The 22,383-nt window shown below is 65.8% G+C and carries 2 protein-coding genes (1 of these 2 cut by a window edge); both read left to right on the top strand.

Annotation, left to right across the window (positions count from 1 at the left end; genetic code table 11):
- Positions 1–21,849, top strand: coding sequence for a non-ribosomal peptide synthase/polyketide synthase (locus tag EHV23_RS04060; RefSeq protein ID WP_125094821.1), 21,849 nt, complete (start codon positions 1–3; stop codon positions 21,847–21,849).
- On the top strand, positions 21,842–22,383 hold the beginning of the coding sequence (locus EHV23_RS15920) for a non-ribosomal peptide synthetase (protein ID WP_238990267.1). The gene runs 7,498 nt beyond the window's last position; 542 of the gene's 8,040 nt are visible here — the first part of the coding sequence; the start codon lies at positions 21,842–21,844; its stop codon lies off the right edge, out of view. Before EHV23_RS04060 ends, EHV23_RS15920 begins: the two co-directional genes overlap by 8 nt.

Here is a 22,383-nt window from a genome sequence, read left to right on the forward strand (position 1 = left end):
ATGTCCAGCAAGGAACAGCGTGACGCACTTCGCAGCCAACTGAGCCCCGCACAGCGGGCCGCCCTGCAGGCACGCCTGCGTGGGGGCGCCAGGGCGCGCACGGCGGGGGCTGCCGGTGCAGCCGGTGATGCGTCCGCCGCCGCTGGCACGGCAGCGGGTGCTGGCGCTGGTACCGCTCCCGGTGCAGGTGTCGTCCCCGGTGCGGGGGCGGGCGTCGTCGCTGGCACGGGTGCTGCCGGTGCAGGTGTCGCTCCCGGTGCGGGTGCGGCCTCTGGATCACGCGCCGTTCCCGGCAGGGGCGTCGTGCCCGGTGCACGCGCGGCCGGCGTGTCCCGCCAGCAGACCGTGCCGCACCGTCCCGATGCCGCGGCCGATACCGTGCTGTCGTTTGCACAGATGCGGCAGTGGTTCCTGTGGCAGATGGATCCGTCCACGACTGCCTATCACATGTGCGGCGGCCTGAAGCTGCGTGGCCGGCTGGATGCGGCACGGCTGCGGCAGGCCCTGCAGGCCGTGGTCGATCATCACCCCAGCCTGCGCACGACCTTCCATGCGGGCGAATCGGGCGAAGTGTGGCAGCGGGTACACCCGCAGCTGGTGCTGGACGTGCCGCTGCTGGACATGACGGCCGGCAGGGTGGCAGCGGAAGCCGCAACCGAAGTCCTGGACGCAACCCAAAACGTGGCTGCAACCCAAAATATGGCGGCAACCGGCGCGGTGACTCGAGCTGCATCGACAGCTGCTGCCGCAACCGCAACCGCAGCCGTGCAGGCAGACGCACCGGCAAATGCAACGGCCACGCTGGTGGAAAGACAGGTCGCCCGGCTCAGCCACGAACCCTTCGATCTCACGCGTGGCCCGCTGCTGCGTGCGCAGCTGCTGCGCACGGCGCCGGACGAACACCATCTGCTGGTCGTCGTGCATCACATCGTCTGCGACGAATGGTCGGTCCAGCTGATCATCGACGAACTGGCCAGACGCTACCGTGCAGCCGTTCTGGGCGAAACCGTGCAGATGCCCGAGCCGGCCATCACCTATGCCGACTATGCCCACTGGCAGAAGCAGTGGATCGACACCGAGCCGGCGCGCCAGCAGCGTGACTGGTGGCGCACACAGCTGGGCAGCGCCGATGATGTACTGGCACTGCCCACCGATCATCCCCGCCATGCCGATGGCAAATACCGCGTGGCCTTCGAGGGCACGACGCTCGACCGTGCGCTGGTTGCCCGCCTGCAGGCGTTTGCACGGAGCCAGGGGGGCACGCTGTTCATGACGCTGCTCACGGCATTTCATGCGTGGCTTTACCGTCATGTGGGGCTCGACACCATCCGGGTCGGCATCCCGTCGGCCAGTCGCCATCTGCCGGAGACCCAGGGCGTGGTGGGGCTGTTCGTCAACACGCTGGTCGTGCAGACGATGCCCGAAAATGCCCGCAGTCTGGATGCCCTGTTCGCCCAGGTGCGTGATGCCGTGCTGCAGGCGCAGAGCCATCCCGACATCCCCTTCGATCACCTCGTCGAGGTGCTGCAGCCCACGCGTCACTATGGTGTGCACCCGGTATTTCAGGTGATGTTCAACCACCTGCGCCAGTCGCGCCGCGACGCGGAAAACTGGCCGCAGCTCACGGTCGAGCGCCTGCATTTTGCCGAACCGGATGCACAGTTCGAACTGACGCTGCAGACGGTCGAAGACGAAAACGGCAACGTGACCATCCGCTTTTCCTGCGCCCGGGAACTGTTCGAACCCGCCACCCTGACACGCATGGTGCAGCGTTATGTGGCCCTGCTGGAACAGCTGGCCGATGCCGGCACCGCGCAGGCGCGGATCGATGCCCGGCCACTGGTCGATGCGGCCGAACGGCAGCAGCTGGCGCAATGGTCGGAAAACACGCAGACATTTTCGGCCTTTCCTGCCGTTCATGCGCTGATCGAAAATCAGGTCGCTGCAAATCCGGATGCCGTGGCCGTGGCCTTCGACGACACCACGCTCAGCTACCGCGAACTGAACGCCCGGGCCAACCGTCTGGCCCATCATCTGCTGGCGCAGGGCATCGGTACGGACAGCCGGGTCGGTGTGAGCCTTTACCGTTCGCCCGACATGGTGGTGGCCCTGCTGGCGGTGCTGAAGGCGGGGGGCGCGTATGTGCCGCTCGATCCCGATCTGCCCGTGCAGCGCCTGGCCGGCATGCTGCACGACAGCGGGGCGCGCCTGCTGCTGACCCATGCGGATCTGCTGAAGACATGGTCCGGTACGGAACCCGTTTTTCCGCCCGTACCGGCGATGGCGCTCGACGTGCTCGACACCCGGGGATGTTCCGATGCCAATCCCGGCCTGCCCGTGCATGACGAACAGCTGGCCTATGTCATCTACACCTCCGGTTCGACCGGTGCCCCGAAAGGGGCCGGCAACCGTCATCGTGCCCTGTCGAACCGGCTGCAGTGGATGCAGCAGGCGTATGGCCTGACGGCGCAGGACGTGGTGCTGCAGAAAACCCCGTTCAGTTTCGATGTGTCGGTGTGGGAATTCTTCTGGCCGCTGATGCAGGGCGCCACGCTGGCCGTGGCACGCCCGGGAGATCATCGGGATCCGCAACGCCTGCGCGAACTCATCGACCATCACGGTGTCACCACCCTGCATTTCGTGCCCTCCATGCTGCAGGCTTTCCTGCAGTACGAGGGCGTGCAGGACTGCACGAGCCTGCGCCGGATCATCTGCAGCGGCGAAGCCCTGCCGGTCCCGGTTGCACAGCGTACGCGCGAGATGCTGCCCGGAGCAGCCCTGCACAACCTGTACGGCCCCACCGAGGCGGCCATCGATGTCACCAGCTGGACCTGCACCGGTGAAATACCGGCGTCCGTGCCCATCGGCGCCCCTATCAGCGGCATTGCCACGCACGTGCTGGATGCTGCGCTCAACCCCGTGGCACCCGGCATGGTCGGCGAGCTGTACCTGGGCGGCATCGGCCTGGCGCGCGGCTATGTCGGCCGACCGGACCTCACGGCCGACCGCTTCGTGGCCAGTCCCTTCGGCCAGACCGGCGAGCGTCTCTACCGCACCGGCGATCTGGTGTGCTGGAACGCGCAGGGCCAGCTGGAATATCTGGGCCGCATCGATGAGCAGGTGAAAATCCGCGGTTTTCGCGTGGAACTGGGCGAAGTGGCCGCACAGCTGCGCCGGCAGCCCGGTGTGCGCGAAGCCGTCGTGGTCGCACGCCAGACGCCGCGCGGCCTGCAGCTGGTGGGCTATGTTTCCCTGCAGGCCGGCAGCGCAGGAGAGGCCGTGCCGGCCACCGTACCGGGCGCAGGACTGGATACGGAATCTGCCCGCCTTCAGGACAGAACAGGTGTGGCGCAGCCCGGCCAGGAGACCGGGCATGGTGAGATGCGCGACACGGCAGCCACCCTGCGGCAGTCGCTGGCCGCCGTTCTCCCGGACTACATGGTGCCCTCCGTCATCATGGTGCTGCAGGCGCTGCCGCTCAACGCCAACGGCAAGATCGACCGCAAGGCGTTGCCCGAGCCGGTATTCGATGCCGGTGATGCCTACGAAGCCCCTGAAGGCGAACTGGAAACGCAGCTCGCGCAACTGTGGGCTGAAGTGCTGGGTGTCGAACGTGTGGGCCGGCAGGACAATTTCTTTGAACTGGGCGGCCATTCGCTGCTGGCACTGACGCTGGTCGAGCGCATGCGGGCCGCGGGCATTCGCGCGCAGGTGCGCGAACTGTTCGAACAGCCCTTGCTGTCGGCCTTTGCCGATGCACTGGCACAGGCACAGGCCGCTGCGCTGGCCCGTGCCGAAGCGGGCGGGAACGCGGGTGAGGGCGCAGGAGAGGGCGCTTATGATGAAATCGCCATTCCCCCCAACGGTATTCCCGACGGCTGCACGCACATTACACCGGAGATGCTGCCGCTGGTGCAGCTCACGCAAGCCGAGATTGATTCGGTTGCGGGCCAGACGCCCGGTGGCATGGCCAACGTGCAGGACATCTACCCGCTGGCGCCGCTGCAGGAAGGGATGCTGTTCCATCACCAGCTGCAGCAGGAAGGCGATGCCTATGTGACGCCGACGCTGCTGGCCTTTGACACACGCGAGCGGCTGGAGCGCTTCGTGGCCAGCCTGAACGAGGTGGTGGCCCGTCACGACATCCTGCGCACGGCCGTGCTGTGGGAGGGCCTGTCGAAGCCGGTGCAGGTGGTGAACCGCACGGCACGTGTTGAACTGGCCTGGGCCGATTTTTCTGAAACGGAAAAAACGCTTCCTGCCGGGAATGTTTTCCCGGTTTTCCCGACTGCGCCGGACAACGCCGGAAATGCCAGCGATGACATTCATGGAACAGGCGCGGCTGGCGCCACCTATGCCGGCGCTGTTACGGAAGACGATGTACTGGCCCGACTGGCACGCCTGACCGACCCGGCCCATCACCGGCTGGACGTGAGAAAGGCCCCCATGCTGCACCTGGTGGCCGTGGAAGACCCATTGCCACGTGTTCCATCCGGCTCCGCACTTTCCGGTGATTCCGCCCATGCCGGCACTGCCATTCAGGCGGCGTCGGCGCAGGAAAATGTTGCGACGCATGGTCGCTGGCTGCTGTCCGTGTCGCTGCACCACCTGATCAGCGATCACACCACGCTGGAGCGTATCGTGCATGAAATCGGCCTGCTGCAGCAGGGCCGAAGCAGCGAACTGCCGCCGGTGGTGCCGTTCCGCAATTTCGTGGCGCAGGCCGTACTGGGCCGTGATGAAGCCGCCGAAGAGGTCTTCTTCCGCGACATGCTGGGCGACATCGAGGAAACGACCGCACCGTTCGGCCTGCTCGATGTGCAGGGCGATGGCAGCACGGTGGAAGAAATCCGTCACCCGCTGCCGACAGCGCTGTCTGCCAGCATCCGGCAGGTGGCGCGGGCGCAGGGCGTGAGCGCGGCGAGTGTCTTCCATCTGGCATGGGCCATGGTGCTGTCGGCCACCAGTGGGCAGTCGAGCCCGGTATTCGGCACGGTGCTGTTTGGCCGCATGGGTGGGGGCGAAGGCGCCGACAGCGCCATGGGCATGTTCATCAATTCGCTGCCCATTCGTATCGGCGCGGGCAGCCAGCCGGTGCGCGAGGCACTGAAGGCCACCCATGCGCGGCTGGTGGCGCTGCTGCGGCATGAGCACGCCAGCCTCGCACAGGCCCAGCGCTGCAGTGCCGTGCCGGCCGGTGCGCCGCTGTTCACGGCCATGCTGAATTACCGCTATACCGGGCAGGCCGGTGTCGAGGAACTGCAGGCCCGTACCGGCATGCGCGTGCTGGGTGGCAAGGAACGCAGCAATTATCCGTTCAGTCTGTCCATCGATGACGATGGGCGCGCCCTGACGCTGGTTCCCCAGGTGGATGTGCGGATCGGCGCCCGGCGCGTGGCGGATTTGGTGCAGCAGGCCCTGCAGGTCCTGACGGATGCGCTGCAGCAGGCCACGCCGGTGGCCATCGATGCGCTGTCCGTGCTGCCCGGCCACGAGCGCGAGCGGCTGGCCCGCTGGGGCGGCAATGCGCCCGTCTACAGTACCGAACGGCCCATTCACCGGCTCATCGAGGACCAGGTGGCACGCACGCCCGATGCCATTGCCCTGTGCTTCGAGGGTGAATCACTGTCGTACCGGCAGCTCAACGAACGGGCCAACCGGCTGGCCCATCTGCTGCTGCACCGGGGCATGAAACCTGAGACGCGGGTGGGCGTGGCACTCGAGCGTTCCAGCGAGGTGGTGGTGGCCATGCTGGCCATCCTGAAGGCGGGCGGCGCCTATGTGCCGCTGGACCTGCAGTATCCCGCCGAACGCCTGGCCTGGATCATGCAGGCCAGCGACATGCACGCGGTGATCAGCTCGCGTGCGCACCGGCAGCAGATGACCCATGCCGGGGTGGACGTGATCCTGCCGGAAGACATCGACTGGCAGCGGTACCCGGCAGATAACCCGGATGTTGCGCTGCATGGGGAAAACCTGGCCTACGTCATCTATACCTCCGGCTCCACCGGGGCGCCCAAGGGCGTGTCGGTGGCCCATGGCCCGCTGGCCATGCACATCCAGGCCATTGCCGACATTTTCGACATGCGGGCCGATGACCGGGCGCTGCACACCTTCTCGTTCAGCTTCGATGCCGCCGGTGACCTGTGGATCGTGCCGCTGATCCGCGGTGCCGGCGTCTGGATCACGCCGGACATCCTGCTGCAGACCGATGACCTCAAACAGCGCATCCAGCGGGACCGGCTGACGGTCATCAATCTTCCGCCCGCTTACGTGCGCCAGCTCTGCAACGACCTGCAGCCGGGCGAGCTGTCGGTGCGCGTGTGCATCGTCGGCGGCGAGGCCTTCGGTCGCGACGACTACCGCAATATCGTGCACAAGCTGCGGGCCGAGCGTGTGGTCAACGCCTACGGGCCGACCGAAACCATCATTGCCACCAGCATGTGCGTCTGGCAGCAGGGTGAACGCGAAAGCGAACGGGCGCTGTACATGCCCATCGGCAATCCGGTCGGCAGCCGGCGTGTGCACATTCTGGACGAACAGCTGCGGCACGTGCCCGTGGGGGTGGCGGGCGAGCTGTATGTGGGTGGCATCGGCCTGGCGCGGGGCTATCTGGGGCGCCCCGACCTCAGCAGCGACCGTTTCGTGGCCGATCCGTTCAGCCAGAACGGCGCGCGCCTCTATCGCACCGGCGATCTGGTGAAATGGAACGAACAGGGCCAGCTGGAATATCTGGCCCGGATCGACCATCAGGTGAAGGTGCGCGGCTACCGTGTCGAGCTGGGCGAGATCGAAAGCCGCCTCGCCGACATCGATGCCGTCCGGGAAGCCGTCGTCACGATCGTGCCGGCTGCCGGCGGCGCCCAGCTGGTGGCCTACGTGGCTGCACAGCCGGGGGCACTGCTGGATGCCCGTGACCTGAAGGCGCAGCTGGCCCGGGTGCTGCCCGACTACATGGTGCCGTCGGCCATCATGGTGCTGGAGGCACTGCCGCTCAACGCCAACGGCAAGATCGACCGCAAGGCGCTGCCCGCACCGGTATTCGATGCCGGCGATGCCTACGAAGCCCCCGAAGGCGAACTGGAAACGCAGCTCGCGCAACTGTGGGCCGAAGTGCTGGGCGTCGAACGCGTGGGCCGTAGCAGCAATTTCTTCGAGCTGGGAGGCCATTCACTGCTGGCACTGACGCTGGTCGAGCGCATGCGGGCCGCGGGCATTCGCGCGCAGGTGCGCGAACTGTTCGAACAGCCCGTGCTGTCGGCCTTTGCCGATGCGCTGGTACAGGCGCAGGCCGCTGCGCTGGCCCGTGCCGAAGCGGGTGAGAGTGCGGGTGAGGGCGCAGGAAAGGGTGCGGCCTATGGGAATATTGCCATCCCGCCCAAGGGCATTCCGGACGGCTGCACGCACATCACGCCGGAGATGCTGCCGCTGGTGCAGCTCACGCAGGCCGACATCGTCACGGTGGCCGCACAGGTACCGGGTGGCATGGCCAATGTGCAGGATATCTACCCGCTGGCGCCGCTGCAGGAAGGGATGCTGTTCCACCACCAGCTGCAGCAGGAGGGCGATGCCTATGTCACGCCGACGCTGTTGGCCTTCGATACGCGCGAGCGGCTGGAACGCTTCGTGGCCAGCCTGAACGAGGTGGTGGCGCGTCACGACATCCTGCGCACGGCCGTGCTGTGGGAGGGGCTGTCGAAACCGGTGCAGGTGGTGAACCGCACGGCACGCGTCGAACTGATGTGGGCCGATTTTTCTGAAACGGAAAAGGCGCTTACTGCCGGGAATGTTTCCCCGGTTTCGCCGGACAATGCCGGAAATGCCATCGGCGGCATTCATGGCACTGGCTCTGCTGACGCCGCTCACGCCGGCGCCGGCACGGAAGACGATGTACTGGCCCGGCTGACGCGCCTGACCGACCCGGCCCATCACCGGCTGGACGTGAGAAAGGCTCCATTGCTGCATCTGGTGGCCGTGGAAGACCCATCGCCACGCGTTCCATCCGGCACCGCACTTTCCGGTGATTCCGCCCATGCCGGCAGTGACGTTCAGGATGCATCGGTGCAGGGAAATGTCGCGACGCGTGGTCGCTGGCTGCTGTCCGTGTCGCTGCACCACCTGATCAGCGACCACACCACGCTGGAACGGATGGTGCACGAGATCGGCCTGCTGCAGCAGGGCCGAAGCAGCGAACTGCCGCCGGTGGTGCCGTTCCGCAATTTCGTGGCACAGGCCGTGCTGGGCCGCGACGAAACTGCCGAAGAGGCTTTCTTCCGCGACATGCTGGGCGACATCGAAGAGACGACGGCCCCCTTTGGCATGCTCGATGTGCAGGGCGACGGCAGCGGCGTGGAAGCGCTGAAGCAGCCGGTGCCCGCAGCACTGTCGGCGCAGATCCGGCAGGTGGCCCGTGCGCAGGGCGTGAGTGCGGCGAGTGTCTTCCACCTGGCATGGGCCATGGTGCTGTCGGCCACCAGCGGACAGCGCAGCCCGGTGTTCGGCACGGTGCTGTTCGGCCGGATGGGAGGCGTGGCCGGTGCAGACGATGCCATGGGCATGTTCATCAATACCCTGCCGGTGCGCATCGACGTGGGGCGGGAGACCGCAGGCGAAGCGCTGAGGCGCACGCATGCGCGGCTGACGGCGCTGCTGAGGCACGAACATGCCAGCCTTGCCCGCGCCCAGCGTTGCAGCGGCGTGCCTGCTTCGGCACCGCTGTTCACCGCCATGCTGAACTATCGCTACATCAGCCAGACCGGCGCGGATGCCGTGCAGGCCTGGGAAGGCATGGCGGTTCTGGGGGGGCAGGAGCGCAGCAATTATCCGTTCGACGTGTCGGTGGATGATGCCGGCGAAGGTTTCGTGCTGGACGTACAGGTCGACCGCCAGATCGGTGCCGGCCGGATCGCGGGCTATCTGCAGCAGGCGCTGGCACAGCTGGTCGATGCAGCCGTCAGCGCCCGCGCGCAGCCGCTGGGCAGCCTGTCGGTACTGACGGCGGAAGAAATGCAGAAACTGGCCATGCTGGGGCAGGGCGCGAACAGTGCCGATGGCGTGAAGGCTGCGGTTGATGCGGACGATGCAGATGGCCTGCACGCATTTGCCTTCCGCCGTTTCGAGGTCCATGCAGCCGAACGGCCCAATGCCGTGGCCCTGGTATTCGAGGGTCCGGCACTGAGCTATGGCGAGGTCAATGCCCGCGCCAACCGGATCGCCCATGCGCTGATCGCCCACGGCGTGGGCGTGGACACACGCGTCGGCATGGCGGTGGAACGCTCACCCGAGATGATCATCGGCCTGCTCGCCATCCACAAGGCAGGCGCAGCCTACGTGCCGCTTGATCCCGCCTACCCGGCGGACCGTCTGGTGCACATGATGCAGGACAGCGGCCTGCGCTGGGTGCTGACGCAGACGCATCTTAAAAATGCGCTGCCGAAGGTGGCGGGCGTCGAGCTGCTGGATATTGCCGCGCTGGAACGTGAAGACGGCACAGTGTTCAGCAGGGCTATCGGGTCACCGTCAGAGAACGGCAGTGAAGCCGGACGTCCGAATGGGGAAGATGCGTTCAGTGGGATAGATTCGCCCAGCAAAAAGGCTGCTTCCGGCGAGAAAGCTACGCTCAGCGAAAACCCGTCTGTACCATTTGCCCCGGACGGCCTGGCCTATGTGATCTACACCTCCGGTTCGACCGGTACGCCAAAAGGAGTGGGCATCAGCCATCGTGCGCTTGCGGGCCACTGCGACGCAGCCATGGCGCGTCTGGGTCTGAGCGAGGCAGACCGGGTGCTGCAGTTCTCGACGGTGAATTTCGATGCATTCGTCGATCAGGTGTTTGCCCCGCTGGCCGCGGGTGCCAGCCTGGTGATTCGTGGCCAGGATGTGTGGGACAGCAGCACGCTGCATCAGCGGCTGCTGGCCGACGGTATTACGGTGCTGGACCTGACCACGGCCCATGCCTCCGTGCTGGTGCAGGACCTTGCCCGTCGTGGCGTGAAGGACTTCGGCCGGTTGCGGCAGCTTCAGGTGGGGGGTGAAGCCATGTCGCCCGGCTTGCTGCGCATCTGGCACGATGCCGGCATGGCGCATGTCCGGTTGCTGAACCTGTATGGCCCGACCGAGGCGGTGGTGACCGCAACGGCACAGGACTGCATACTGCCTGCACAGGCGGAGGACCCAGAGCATGCGCAGGCGCAGGATGCAGCGTATGGGCAGGGCCAGGACAAGGCACGGGTGTCCCAGCCCCCGCAGGTGCCGATTGGGCGGCCGCTGAACGGCCGGCAGCTGTATGTGCTGGATGATGCGCTCAATCCGGTGCCGGAAGGCGTTGCAGGCGAACTGTACATCGGCGGTGAGCTGCTGGCGCGTGGTTACGTGAACCAGCCGGAACTGACGGCCGAACGTTTCATCGCCAATCCGTTTGCCGGCATCGATGGCACCGACGGTGAAGCGGGCACGGATATCGCGTGCGAAACCGACGGCGCCGTGACGGTTGGCGCAGGCACTGGCGCGGGCAGCCGCCTGTATCGCACCGGTGATATCGTGCGCTGGAATGCACAGGGTCAGCTGGAATATCTGGGCCGTGCCGACGAGCAGGTGAAGGTACGCGGGTTCCGTGTCGAGCTGGGCGAGGTGGAGGCGCAGCTTCTCAAGCAGCCCGGCGTGCGCGAAGCCGTGGTGGTGGCGCGTGAGACTCCACAAGGCACGCAGCTGGCCGGCTATGTGTCGGGCCATGCTGGCCAGAACCTGGATGGTTCCGTACTGCGCCAGGCACTGAAAGCGGTATTGCCGGATTACATGGTGCCGCCCGCCATCATGGTGCTGGACGCGCTGCCGCTCAACGCCAATGGCAAGATCGACCGCAAGGCGCTGCCCGCGCCGGTATTCGATGCCGGCGATGCCTACGAAGCGCCTGAAGGCGAACTGGAAATGCAGCTTGCGCAACTGTGGGCCGACGTGCTGGGCGTCGAACGTGTAGGCCGCAGCAGCAATTTCTTCGAACTGGGCGGCCATTCACTGCTGGCACTGATGCTGGTCGAGCGCATGCGGGCCGCAGGCATTCGCGCGCAGGTGCGTGAGCTGTTCGAACAGCCCGTGCTGTCGGCCTTTGCCGATGCACTGGCACAGGCACAGGCCGCTGCGCTGGCCCGTGCCGAAGCGGGCGAGATCGTGGGTGAGGGCGCTTATGGCGACATTGTCATCCCGCCCAACGGCATTCCGGCCGGCTGCACGCACATTACACCGGACATGCTGCCGCTGGTGCAGCTCACGCAGGCCGACATCGACACGGTGGCCGCACAGGTACCGGGTGGCATGGCCAACGTGCAGGACATCTACCCGCTGGCGCCGCTGCAGGAAGGGATGCTGTTCCATCACCAGCTGCAGCAGGAGGGTGATGCCTATGTGACACCGACGCTGCTGGCCTTCGATACGCGCGAGCGCTTGGAGCGCTTCGTGGCCAGCCTGAACGAGGTGGTGGCGCGACACGACATCCTGCGCACGGCGGTGCTGTGGGAGGGCCTGTCGAAGCCGGTGCAGGTGGTGAACCGGCAGGCGCATGTCGTGCTGGAATGGCCCGACATCGACAATGCGGTGCCTGCCGATGCAGTTGCACATCCAGATGCAGCAGCAGACACGGGTGCTGTTGCCGTTTCTGATGTCCGCACCCAGCTGGAAAGCCTGATCGACCCGACGGGCCACCGCATCGATGTGCGCAGGGCACCGATGATCCGGCTGCTGGCCGCGCAGGATGCCGCCAACGACCGCTGGCTGCTGCAGCTGGCCTCGCACCACCTGATCAGCGATCACACCACGCTGGAGCGCATGGTGCACGAAATCGGCCTGCTGCAGCAGGGCCGAAGCAGCGAACTGCCGCCGGTGGTGCCATTCCGCAACTTCGTGGCACAGGCCGTGCTGGGTGCCGACGAGGCCGCACACGAAGCCTTCTTCACCGGCATGCTGGGCGACATCGAAGAGACGACTGCTCCGTTCGGCATTCTCGACGTGATGGGTGATGGCAGCACGGTGGAAGAAATCCACCATCCGCTGCCGGCAGACCTGTCGGCACGGATACGGCAGGTGGCGCGTGCACAGGGTGTGAGCGCTGCCAGCGTCTTCCATCTGGCCTGGGCGCTGGTACTGTCGGCCACGAGCGGGCAGAACAGTCCCGTCTTCGGCACGGTGCTGTTCGGCCGGATGGGCGGTGTGGCCGGTGCCGACCAGGCCATGGGCATGTTCATCAACACGCTGCCGGTGCGCATCGATGTGGGCCGGGCCTCGGCACAGGAAGCACTGAAAGCCACGCATGGCCGGCTGGCAGCCCTGCTGAAGCACGAGCATGCCAGTCTGGCGCTTGCACAGCGCTGCAGTCGCGTGCCGGCGGGTGCCCCGCTGTTCACAGCCCTGCTGAATTACCGCTACATGACGCCGGACAGCCATGCCGACGGGCAGGATCAGGCCTGGGCCGGCATGAGCGTGCTGGGCGGAGAAGAGCGTACCAATTATCCGTTCGACCTTTCGGTGGATGAAACGGGCGATGGTTTCACGCTGGTGCCGCAGATCGATCTGCGCATCGGTGCGGCGCGTATGGCAGGGTACATGCAGCAGGCGGTGGAAGCGCTGGTGCAGTGTCTCGAGCGTGGTGAAACACGCCCGCTGGCTGAGTTGTCGGTGCTGCCGCAAGGGGAGGCGCAGCGGCTGGCCGTGTTGGGGCAAGGCGCGAATAGTGCCGATGGAGCGAAGGCTGCCGTTGATGCGTACGATGCAGATGGCCTGCACGCATTTGCCTTCCGCCGCTTCGAAGCCCATACGGCCGAACGGCCCGATGCCGTAGCCCTGGTGTTCGAGGGGCAGTCGCTGAGCTACGCCGAAGTCAACGCCAGTGCCAACCGGATCGCCCATGCGCTGATTGCGCACGGCGTGGGCGCAGACATGCGCGTTGGCATTGCGGTGGAACGCTCGCCGGAGATGATCATCGGCCTGCTGGCCATCCAGAAGGCGGGGGGGGCCTACGTACCGCTGGACCCGGCTTACCCGGCAGACCGTCTGGTGCACATGATGCAGGACAGCGGCCTGCGCTGGGTGCTGACGCAGGCACATCTGCAAAATGCGCTGCCGAGGGTGGAGGGTGTCGGGCTGCTGGATATCGCGGAAATCGGGAAAGATGCGTCCAGCGAAAACCCGTTCGTGACACTTGCCCCCGACAGCCTGGCCTACGTGATCTACACCTCGGGCTCCACCGGCATGCCCAAGGGTGTGGCCATCAGCCATGCTGCACTGGCGGCCCATGCCGAAGTATCCATCGGCTTCTTTGGGCTGACGGCTGCCGAGCGCATGCTGCAGTTCTCGACGATGAACTTCGATGGCTTTGTCGAACAGGTGTTCGGCCCGCTGAGCGCCGGGGCGAGCATCGTGATTCGCGGGCGGGACATCTGGGACAGCCAGACCTTCCACGAGCACATGCTGGCCGATGGCATCACGGTGGTGGACCTGACTACCGCCTACTGGTCACTGCTGGTGCAGGATTTTGCCCAGCGGGGTGTTAAGGACTACGGCCGGCTGCGGCAGGTGCACGCGGGCGGTGAGGCCATGCCACCGGAAGTGATCGGTGCATGGCGCCGTGCCGGGATGCAGCACATCCGGCTGCTCAACACCTATGGTCCGACGGAAGCGACGGTGACAGCGGTGGTGCAGGACTGCGCACCCTACGTAAACGGAGAGCTGCCGCTGCCGGTGCAGATGCCGATTGGTGAGGTACTGCCGGGCCGGCAGGTGCACGTGCTGGACGGCAACCTGAACCCGGTGCCGATGGGCGTGGCGGGAGAACTGTACATCGGCGGCGAGCTGCTGGCGCGCGGCTATGTGAACCGGCCGGAGCTGACGGCCGAGCGGTTCATTGCCAATCCGTTTGTTGATGACTTCGCGCAGTCTCAGCAGGTTCAGGGGGCAGAAGGCCAGGGCACTATTCATGGAATCAGCAGCCGTCTGTACCGTACCGGCGACATCGTGCGCTGGAACGAACGGGGTCAGCTGGAGTATCTGGGCCGCATCGACGACCAGATCAAGGTGCGTGGTTTCCGCGTGGAGCTGGGCGAGGTGGAATCGCAGCTGCTCAAACTGCCCGGCGTGCGCGAAGCCGTGGTGGTGGCACGCGAAACGGCGCAGGGTACGCAGCTGGCGGGTTATGTGTCCGGGTATTCTGCTGCGGGTATCGGTGCGACGGATGCAACCGGAGCAACGGACGCAACTGGTACAACGGGCACAACCGGTGCAACCGGTGCAACGACCGCAACGGCTTCAACCGCCGCAGCACACACAGCCGGTTTGCCTGACCCGTCCAGTGAGGAATACCCCGGGCAGAAGCTGGATGGCTCCATCTTGCGACAGGCTTTGAAGGCGGTACTGCCGGATTACATGGTGCCGTCCGTCATCATGGTGCTGGATACGCTGCCGCTCAACACCAACGGCAAGATCGACCGCAAGGCACTACCCGCGCCGGTATTCGATGCCGGAGAAGCGTATGAGGCCCCCGAAGGCGAGCTGGAAACGCAGCTTGCACAGCTCTGGGCCAATGTGCTGGGTGTCGAATGCGTAGGCCGCAGCAGCAATTTCTTCGAACTGGGTGGCCATTCACTGCTGGCGCTGACGCTGGTCGAGCGCATGCGAGCCGCGGGCATTCGCGCGCAGGTGCGCGAACTGTTCGAACAGCCCGTGCTGTCGGCCTTCGCCGATGCACTGGCACAGGCGCAGGCCGCTGCGCTGGCCCGTGCCGAAGGGGGCGGGAATGCGGGTGAGGGCGCAGGAGAGGGCGCTTATGGTGAAATCGCCATCCCGCCCAACGGTATTCGGGCCGGCTGCACGCACATCACGCCGGACATGCTGTCGCTGGTGCAGCTCACGCAGGCCGAGATTGATTCGGTTGCGGGCCAGACGCCCGGTGGCATGGCCAACGTGCAGGACATCTACCCGCTGGCGCCGCTGCAGGAAGGGATGCTGTTCCACCACCAGTTGCAGCAGGAAGGCGATGCCTATGTGACGCCGACGCTGCTGGCCTTCGACACACGCGAGCGGCTGGAACGTTTCGTGGCCAGCCTGAACGAGGTGGTGGTCCGTCACGACATCCTGCGCACGGCTGTGCTGTGGGAAGGATTGTCGAAGCCGGTGCAGGTGGTGAACCGGCAGGCGCAGGTGGCGCTGGAATGGCCAGGCATCGGTAGTACGGGTGCCAGCGCGCACACGCCTTCGGACGTACCAGCAGGTGCCGGCAAATCCGAAGGCGCAGATGAGTATCTGGTGACGAAAGCATTACCGAATGCAGATGTACACCAGCGTACAGATGTCACCGCAGATGCGGGGGCCGTTGCCGTCCCTGATGTCCGCGCACAGCTGGAAAGCCTGATCGACCCGACGCGCCACCGCATCGACGTGCGCAGCGCGCCGATGATCCGGCTGTTGGCTGCGCAGGATGAAAAAAACAGCCGCTGGCTGCTGCAGTTGGCCTTCCATCATCTGATCAGTGATCACACCACGCTGGAACGCATCGTGCACGAGATCGGCCTGCTGCAGCAGGGCCGAAGCAGCGCGCTGCCGCCCGTCGTGCCGTTCCGCAACTTCGTGGCCCAGGCGGTGCTGGCACGTGATGATGCCGCACACGAGGCATTCTTCCAGCAGATGCTGGGCAGCGTGCAGGAAACGACGGCGCCGTTCGGCCTGCTGGACGTACAGGGGGGCGGCGCGCAGTTCAATGAACATCACGAGCGCCTGTCCGATGACTTGTCTGCACGTATCCGCGCCATGGCCCGCCAGCAGGGCGTCAGCGCGGCCAGCGTGTTCCATCTGGCCTGGGCCATGCTGGTGTCGGCCACCAGCGGGCAGGGCAGTCCGGTGTTCGGCACGGTGCTGTTTGGCCGGATGACCGGCGCCGAAGGGGTGGACAGTGCCATGGGCATGTTCATCAACACGCTGCCGGTTCGGCTGCGTCTCGATCACCAGAGCGTGGCCCGGGCGCTGGCCCATACGCACGACGTGCTGGCCGCGCTGTTGCGCCATGAAATGGCACCGCTGGCCATGGCCCAGCGCTGTGCCGACCTGCCATCCGGCTCGCCCCTCTTTACCGCGCTGATCAATTACCGTCACGACAGCGCCGGTGAGGACGGCGCCGATGCGGGCTGGGAAGGCGTGCGGGTCCTGTCGGAAGAGGAACGCACGAATTATCCGTTCAGCCTCGCCGTCAACGATCCCGCACGTGGTGCCTTTGGCCTGTCGATGCAGATCGATGGTCCGGTCAGTGCGCAGCGCATCAGCACGTATCTGGTGCGGCTGCTGGAGACACTGCTGGATGCGCTGGCATCCTCTCCCGGTGCACCGCTGGAATCCCTCACCGTGGTGACGCCGACAGAAGAGGCGCAGCTGCTGCAGTGGGGGGTGAATGCCGAACGGCATCCCTTCACCTGCCCGGTACATGAACTGATCGCGCAGCAGGCACAGGCGCGACCCGACAGGACCGCGCTGGTGTTCGGCGCGCAGCGCATGAGCTATGGAGAGCTGAATGCGTGCGCCAACCAGCTGGCCCGTCATCTGCTGGCGCAGGGCGTTCAGCGTGACGACCGGGTGGGCATTGCGGCGGAGCGCTCGCTGGACATGCTGGTGGGCCTGCTGGCCATCATGAAGACGGGGGCCGCCTATGTGCCGCTGGAGCCCACCCTGCCGGCCGACCGTCTGCAGTACATGATCGAAGACAGCAGATTGCAGCTGCTGGTGCTGCAGCCGAAATTCAGGAACGACCTGCGCGCTGCCCTGCCTGCGTCCGGCAATATCCGCATGGTGCTGCTGGATGGAACGGACTGGGCGCAGGCATCCACGGAAAATCCGTCGGTGCCGGTGCACCGTAACGGACTGGCCTACGTGATGTACACCTCGGGCTCCACCGGCAAACCGAAGGGCGTGGGCAACCGGCACGTGTCGCTGTTCAACCAGCTGGTCTGGATGGAGGCGCTTTTCCAGTCAGGCGGCAACGATGTGGTGCTGCAGAAAACGCCGTACAGTTTCGATGTGTCGCTGCTGGAACTGTTCTGGCCCCTGACGAATGGTTCGACGCTGGTCATTGCAGCGCCCGGTGATCATCGCGACCCCGCACGGCTCATGGATGTGATCAGGACGCATGGTGTCACGACCATCCATTTCGTGCCGTCGATGCTGCAGGCGTTCATGGCGCACGACGTGGCTGCGCATTGCGCCAGCCTGAAGCGCATCATCTGCATCGGCGAGGCATTGCCGGCCTCGGTCACGCATGATGTGCTGCAGCGTCTGCCGCAGGTGGATCTCTACAACATGTATGGTCCCACCGAGGCAGCCATCGATGTCACCAGCTGGCTGTGCCGGCCCGATGACGTGCTGAATGTGCCCATCGGGCGCCCCGTGTCCGATACCCGGGCCTATGTGCTGGACGCCGCGCTGCGACTGGTGCCGCAGGGCACGATGGGTGAGCTGTATCTGGGCGGCATTTCGCTGGCACGGGGCTATGTGAACCGGCCGGACCTGACGGCCGAGCGCTTCGTGGCCAGCCCGTTCGGCGAGGGCGGCGAGCGGCTCTACCGCACCGGGGACCTGGTGCGCTGGAATGACGCAGGCCAGCTGGAATATCTGGGCCGCATCGACGAACAGGTGAAGGTGCGGGGCTTTCGCATCGAGCTGGGCGAGGTGGAGGCGCAGCTGCTGCAGGTGCCGGGCGTACGCGAGGCGGTGGTGGTGGCACGCGGTACGGCGCAGGGCACCCAGCTGGTCGGTTATGTGTCCGGTCTGTCCGCGGGCAGTGCCGGGGCATCGTCCCGTGAGGCAGCGGATGCAGCATCGGATGCAAATGGGCGCGATGATGAACTCGACGGGGCAGATATTCGCCAGCGTCTGAAGGCCGCACTGCCCGATTACATGGTGCCCTCGCTGATCGTGGTGCTGGATGCACTGCCGCTCAATGCCAACGGCAAGATCGACCGCAAGGCACTGCCCGCGCCGGTATTCGATGGGGGCGAGGCATACGAGGCGCCCGAAGGTGAACTGGAAATCCCGCTGGCGCAGATCTGGGCTGAGGCGCTGGGCGTCGAACGTGTGGGCCGGCAGGATAATTTCTTCGAGCTGGGCGGCCATTCGCTGCTGGCGCTGACACTGGTCGAGCGCATGCGCGCCGCGGGTATTCGCGCGCAGGTGCGCGAGCTGTTCGAACAGCCCGTGCTGTCGGCCTTTGCAGATGCACTGACACGGGCGCAGGCTGCTGCCCTGGCGCGTGCCGAAGCGGGCGGAATCGTGGGTGAGGGCGCAGGAGAGGGCGCGGTTTATGGTGACATGGCCATTCCGCCCAACGGCATTCCGCCAGGCTGCACACACATCACACCGGACATGCTGCCGCTGGTGCAGCTGACGCAGACGGATATCGATGCGATTGCACGGCAGACACCTGATGGCATGGCCAATGTGCAGGATATTTATCCGCTGGCCCCGCTGCAGGAAGGCATTCTGTTCCATCACCAGCTGCAGCAGGAAGGGGATGCCTACCTGAAACCGACGCTGCTGGCCTTCGACAGCCGCGAACGGCTGGAAAGCTTCGTGGCCAGCCTGAACGAGGTGGTGGCGCGTCACGACATCCTGCGCACGGCGGTGCTGTGGGATGGTCTTTCGCAACCGGTACAGGTGGTGAACCGGCAGGCACGGGTCGGGCTGGAATGGGCCGATGTTTCGGGTGCAGACAATGCTTCTTTCCATGCCGGTGCAGACAAAGCCTCTTCCCATGCTGGTGCAGACACGGCAGACGATGCGCTCGCCCGGCTCACCCGCCTGATCGATCCGGCCCATCACCGGCTGGATGTGCGCAGGGCACCAATGCTGCGTCTGGTGGCGGCCGAGGACGGCACGGGCCGCTGGCTGCTTGCCGTAGTGCTGCATCACCTGATCAGCGACCACACCACACTGGAACGCATCGTGCACGAAATCGGCCTGCTGCAGCAGGGGCGCCGTGCGGAATTGCCCCCGGTGGTGCCGTTCCGCAATTTCGTGGCACAGGCTGTGCTGGGTGCCGACGAGGCGACACACGAAGTCTTCTTCACCGACATGCTGGGCGACATCGAGGAGACGACGGCTCCGTTTGGTATTCTCGATGTGATGGGTGATGGCAGCACCGTGGAGGAAATCCACCATCCGCTGCCGGCAGTGCTGTCGGCACGGATCCGGCAGGTGGCCCGTGCACAGAGGGTGAGCGCGGCCAGCGTGTTCCATCTGGCATGGGCGCTGGTGCTGTCGGCCGCCAGTGGCCAGAGTAGCCCGGTATTTGGCACGGTGCTGTTTGGGCGCATGGGCGGTGTGGAAGGTGCCGATCAGGCCATGGGCATGTTCATCAACACGCTGCCGGTGCGCATCGATGTGGGCCGGGTTTCGGCGCAGGAAGCGCTGAAGGCCACGCATGCACGCCTGACGGCGCTGCTGCGGCACGAGCACGCCAGCCTTTCCCAGGCCCAGCGCTGCAGCCGCGTGCCCGCAGGGGCGCCGCTGTTCACCGCCATGCTGAACTATCGCTATATTGCGAAGGCCGATCCGGCCGAGGATGCACGGGTGTGGGCCGGCATGAGCGTGCTGGGGGGCGAGGAACGCACCAATTATCCGTTCGACCTGTCGGTGGACGAGACGGGCGACGGGTTCACGCTGGTGCCCCAGATCGATGTGCGCATTGGCGCGGCACCGATTGCCGGTTATGTGCAGCGTGCACTGGAAGTGCTGGTCGACCGGCTGGCAACAAACAGCGAGCGCCCGCTGGCCGAGCTGTCGGTGCTGCCCCAGGAGGAAGCGCAGCGGCTGGTCGTGCTGGGGCTGGGCGCGAACAGTACCCATGGCGTATTTGCCTTCCGCCGCTTCGAAGCCCATGCGGCCGAACGGCCTGATGCCGTGGCCCTCATGTTCGAAGGCCAGTCGTTGAGCTACGCGGAAGTCAACGCCCGCGCCAATCGGATCGCCCATGCGCTGATCGCCCTCGGTGTGGGCGCAGACACGCGCGTCGGCATCGCGGTGGAGCGCTCACCCGAGATGATCATCGGCCTGCTGGCCATCCAGAAGGCGGGGGGTGCCTATGTACCGCTGGACCCGGCCTATCCGGCAGACCGTCTGGTGCACATGATGCAGGACAGCGGCCTGCGCTGGGTGCTGACGCAGGCGCATCTGCAAAATGTGCTGCCGAAGGTGGCGAGTGTGACACTGCTCGACATGGCGGTGCTGGAGAATGAATCAGCCGCTTTGCGGCCGGCTGACGGCGAGCATGCAGCAGAAGGTCATGCGTCGTCATCTGGCCAGAATGACGGTGCAGACAACACCCCTGCATTCCAGTTGTCTGCCACGGGTGCTTCAACGTTCGCGGGCAGGGATGACGCATCCACACGCAATCCGTCTGTGCCCCTTTCGGGTGGCAACCTTGCGTACGTAATCTACACCTCGGGCTCCACCGGCATGCCCAAGGGTGTGGCCATCAGCCATGCCGCACTGGCGGCCCATGCCGAAGTCTCCATCGGCTTCTTTGGGCTGACGGCTGCCGAGCGCATGCTGCAGTTCTCGACGATGAACTTCGACGGCTTCGTCGAACAGGTGTTTGGCCCGCTGAGCGCTGGGGCGAGCATCGTGATTCGCGGGCGGGACATCTGGGACAGCCAGACCTTCCACGAGCACCTGCTGGCCGATGGCATCACGGTGGTGGACCTGACTACCGCCTACTGGTCACTGCTGGTGCAGGATTTTGCCCAGCGGGGTGTTAAGGACTACGGCCGGCTGCGGCAGGTGCATGCCGGCGGCGAGGCCATGCCACCGGAAGTGATCGGCGCATGGCGCCGTGCCGGGATGCAGCACATCCGGCTGCTCAACACCTATGGTCCGACGGAAGCGACGGTAACAGCGGTGGTGCAGGACTGCGCACCCTTCGTGAACGGAAAGCTGCCGCTGCCGGTGCAGATGCCGATTGGTGAGGTACTGCCGGGCCGGCAGGTGCACGTGCTGGATGGCAATCTGAACCCGGTGCCGATGGGCGTGGTGGGGGAGCTGTACATCGGTGGCGAGCTGCTGGCACGCGGCTATGTGAACCGGCCGGAGCTGACGGCCGAGCGGTTCATTGCCAATCCGTTTGCTGAGGGTACACGTCTGTACCGCACCGGCGACATCGTGCGCTGGAACGAACGGGGCCAGCTGGAGTATCTGGGCCGCATCGACGATCAGATCAAGGTGCGTGGTTTCCGGGTGGAGCTGGGCGAAGTGGAGTCGCAGCTGCTGCAGGTGCCGGGAGTACGTGAAGCGGTGGTGGTGGCGCGCGATACCCCGCAGGGCACGCAACTGGCGGGCTATGTGTCGGGACATTCCGGACAGCTACTGGATGGTTCCGCCCTGCGACAGGCATTGAAGGCTGTATTGCCGGATTACATGGTCCCAGCCGCCATCACGGTGCTGGACAGACTGCCGCTCAACGCCAACGGCAAGATCGACCGCCGGGCGCTACCCGAACCGGTATTCGATACCGGCGATGCGTACGAGGCTCCCGAAGGCAAACTGGAAACGCAGCTTGCGTCCATCTGGGCCGAAGTGCTGGGCGTGGAGCGCTTGGGCCGTCACGACAATTTCTTCGAGCTGGGCGGGCACTCGCTGCTGGCGCTGCGGGCGGTCAACCAGATGAAGAGCACGCTGTCGCTGCCGGTGACACTGGACATGCTGTTCCTCGCACATGATCTGGCGGATCTGGCGGCGCGCCTGCCTGCCGCGCAGCGCAACACGGATACGGCGGACCTGCATGCGCTGGACGCCTTCATGGATGAACTGCTGGAAGACGACGATGAGTGACCCGATGCTGACCCGACTGGCCGAGCGGTTTGCGCAGCTCTCGCCCGCGCAGCGCAGAAAGTTCTACCAGAAGCTGCAGGACCAGGGGCAGTCGTGGACGCAGTTTCCCATCGTGCCGGCTCCGGTGCCGGCAGATGGTGGCGCACCGCTGTCCTACGCCCAGCAGCGGCAGTGGTTTCTGTGGCAGCTCGACCGGGCAAGCAGCGCCTATCACCTGAGCAGTGCGCTGCGCTGGCGTGGTGCGCTGGACGTGCCGGCGCTGATACGCAGCTTCGGGCGGCTGGCAGACCGGCACCCGCAGCTGAAGGTCCGGTTCGGGGCGAAGCCGGATGGAAGCGTATGCCAGTATGTGGATGAAGCCTGCATCCCGACCGTGGAACAGGCAGATGTGCATGACCTGAAAGCCGAAGCACAGACGGCGCGCGTGCAGCAGCTCGTGCAGCAATGGCAGCAGACCCCGTTCGATCTGGAAGCAGGGCACCTGCTGCGGGTGGGGCTGATCCGGCTGGCCGCAGAGGAGCATGTGCTGGTCGT

This window comes from Lautropia dentalis (assembly GCF_003892345.1).
Taxonomy (GTDB): Bacteria; Pseudomonadota; Gammaproteobacteria; order Burkholderiales; family Burkholderiaceae_E; genus Lautropia; species Lautropia dentalis.

Bases quoted from the DNA above. Each gene is read 5' to 3' on its own strand.
- EHV23_RS04060 (WP_125094821.1), top strand. From the start codon at position 1: ATGTCCAGCAAGGAACAGCGTGACGCACTTCGCAGCCAACTGAGCCCC.